Origin of the sequence: Acetobacter lambici (assembly GCF_011516885.1) — a bacterium.
Lineage (GTDB): Bacteria > Pseudomonadota > Alphaproteobacteria > Acetobacterales > Acetobacteraceae > Acetobacter > Acetobacter lambici.
The window spans coordinates 1-2,390 of the sequence record NZ_WOTD01000110.1; the positions used below are offsets into that span (position 1 = coordinate 1).

Annotated in this window: 2 protein-coding genes; both read left to right on the forward strand. The window is 49.5% G+C overall.

Features of this window, described 5'->3' with window-relative positions; translation table 11 throughout:
- Nucleotides 1–148 precede the first annotated feature (148 nt).
- Entirely contained in the window at nt 149–523 is a 375-nt protein-coding gene (locus GOB86_RS16570) for a recombinase family protein (RefSeq protein ID WP_242012717.1), read from the forward strand.
- Between the two features lie 137 nt (nt 524–660).
- Nucleotides 661–2,217, forward strand: a complete 1,557-nt coding sequence (locus GOB86_RS15235) for a methyl-accepting chemotaxis protein (RefSeq protein ID WP_165993500.1) — start codon at nt 661–663, stop codon at nt 2,215–2,217.
- Nucleotides 2,218–2,390 lie beyond the last annotated feature (173 nt).

Sequence of the window (2,390 nt, forward strand, 5' to 3'; positions counted from 1 at the left end):
ACTGCGCGCGGGTGATTTCAGTCCAGGCCATCTTGATCTCATCAGGTTATCGCAAACCCATGAATCATAATCCACTGAAATCACTCAACTCATTTTCGGTCAGACACTAAGGCCCGGAGACAGTCTGATTGCTGCGAAGCTGGACAGGTTGGGGCGCGATACGCTTGATGTCATAGGGTTAATTCGGACACTGAATAAACGCAGTATCAATCTGAGGATTCTTAATATTGGTGTCGAAACCAACACACCAAACGGACGGCTGTTCTTGACTATTCTGGCAGGCTTCGCCGAGTTTGAGAGGGAGATCATAAGGGAACGGACAGTCGCCGGGCTTGAAGCCGCTCGTGCGGCAGGGAAGCGTCTGGGACGACGGCCTAAACTCACTGACCGCCAGAAAACACATGCCCTGACGCTCTCAGCCGCCGGCCAGAAAAATGCCCAGATTGCTGATATTTTGGGCGTCTCGGTCTCCACGATCCAACGCATCACAGCACCAAATGCTCCCCAAAAAGGGGTTTTTTGAACACTTAATGCTATGCCAAAGAGATGAGTGCTTGACGACGGTTCAAAAACCACCGATTATAATTTAACAACGATAATAACTATAGCGAAAATTATGTCTTTTCATGTTATAACAATTTCAGTCTTGCACTCGGTAGCATGGTTGATGACGCCATGAATACAAATGAGCGCAATAACGTGGATATTCAAGAGTTGCACGAGTTCATCTCTATGGAAGAAGATGATCTCATAGCTTTACGTAAGATTCGTCCGGTTCTGGAACGAGCGCTACCAAAGGCTTTGGATGCGCTTTATTCCCAGATACGCAAGACCCCGGAAGTCAGAAAATTTTTCTCTTCTGAGACCGCCGTCGATAACGCGAAGCGTGCGCAGACGTCCCACTGGCAGGCTATTATGGCGGCTCGCTTTGATGATTCCTATATGGCAAGGGTGCGGGCTATCGGTGAGGTTCATGCGAGGATTGGCCTGACGCCCCGTTGGTATGTTGGCGGCTACACGATCATCCTGACCGAACTCATCCGCTCTGTAGTCCAGGAAGCCGCGCTTGGTAAAAGCTTCATAGTCAGGTCATCGGCGCGTAACGATCTGGCAGACGGTCTGACCAGCTTATGTAAGGCGGTTCTGACCGAAATCGACCTTACCGTATCATTCTATCTCGATGAAATTGATTCGGCTCGAGCCAAAATACTAGAAGAGCAACAAAATCAAGCTCAGGAAGATCGCGAGACGATCTCAGCCATAAGTTCAGCGCTGACCGCTATGGCGGATGGAGACCTGACCTATCGTGTAACTGAAACGATGCCGGATAGAGCTGAGATATTGAAGCAGCATTTCAATACAACAGCCGAACGTCTGGAGCAGAGTATGAGCAAAATTGCTCAGAACAGTCAGGACGTCATAGCGAACGCTGATGGCATCCGTGACGGAGCAGACAGCCTTTCTCGTGCAACCGAGCAGCAGGCAGCAGCACAGGAAGAAATGTCGGCGGCCCTAAGCCAGATTGCCCAGAGCGCCTCAGGAACTGCGAACGAGACAGTCAAGGCACGACATATGACTGAAACCGCCCAGTCCGAGGCTAAACAAGCGAGTCAAATTGTCAATGATGCAATAGAGGCGATCGGTCGAATCGAAAAATCCTCTCAGGAAATATCCAGCATCATCGACATGATTAACAACATTTCCCTTCAAACCAATATTCTGGCCCTCAATGCCAGCGTGGAAGCCGCAAGGGCCGGTGGGCATGGACGTGGTTTTGCTGTGGTCGCCAGCGAAGTACGAGTGCTCGCTCAGCGATCCGCAGACGCAGGCAAAGAAATTACGGCTTTAATTGCAAGGGCAGCGGCAGACGTCAAAGAAGGAGTACAGCAGGTACGGGACGCGGGTGAAGCACTGCAACGTATCGCAAGTCAGGTGGGTGAAATTAATAGCATCATCACGACGATTGCTACGTCTTCGCAAAGTCAATCTACAAGTCTGGGAGAAATAAATTCTGCCATTAGTGGAATCGAACAGACAACATTGAAAAATGCCGCCGTCGCAGAACAAAGCGCTGCTGGAGCACATAATTTGGTCACCATGGCAGATGAACTGGCACGACTAGTTGCTCTGTTTCGCGTTAATAGCGCGGAACAGTTCCTCAATAACCGACATTCACGGTTACGCTTGACTGCTGCAGGCAATACTCACCGTGAATGATCGCATGAGCACATCTAAGATGAATGGCGGCATAATATTCTGTAGAGAGATCAGAGTTGTATGGTAATCCCCCCATAAAAAGAGTGGCTTTTGAATGAGAATTTTCTCAGCGTAAGGATGAGGAGATTCTGATGAAGAGTGATCGCTTTACTGACGCACAGATCATGGGTGTA

Coding starts and splice junctions, on each gene's coding strand:
- GOB86_RS15235 (WP_165993500.1), top strand. CDS start 661: ATGGTTGATGACGCCATGAATACAAATGAGCGCAATAACGTGGATATT.